1 protein-coding gene is annotated in these 316 nt (G+C 69.3%); it reads left to right on the top strand.

Translation table 11 applies throughout. From position 1 onward, the window contains the following. Positions 1 to 316, top strand: a 316-nt coding sequence (locus DJ75_RS12060; RefSeq protein WP_254921978.1) for an ATP-binding cassette domain-containing protein, incomplete at both ends; no start/stop codon positions are given.

The following is a 316-nucleotide window of genomic DNA, read 5'->3' as shown; positions in this document are numbered from 1 at the left end:
ATCGCGGCCGCGCTCGACCGGCTCGAACTCGACCACCGCGAGCGCCGGCTCGGAGACATGTCGAAGGGGATGAAACGCAAGGTCGCCATCGCGCGGTCGCTGGTCAACGACCCGGACGTGCTCGTGTACGACGAGCCGGCCTCGGGGCTCGACCCGGTGACGACGAACTCCGTGCTGGAGTTCACCCGCGAGCTCCGCGCCGCCGGGAAGACCGTCGTCTTCTCCGCGCACAACCTCTACCACGTCGAGTCCGTCTGCGACCGCGTCGTCGTGATGAACGAGGGGCGAATCGTCGCCCGCGGGAGCGTCGACGGGA

The organism is Halorubrum sp. Eb13, from assembly GCF_002252895.1.
In the GTDB taxonomy this organism is placed as follows: domain Archaea; phylum Halobacteriota; class Halobacteria; order Halobacteriales; family Haloferacaceae; genus Halorubrum.
Note: the sequence above shows the minus strand (reverse complement) of the source record. Positions and strands in the feature narration are given on the sequence as shown.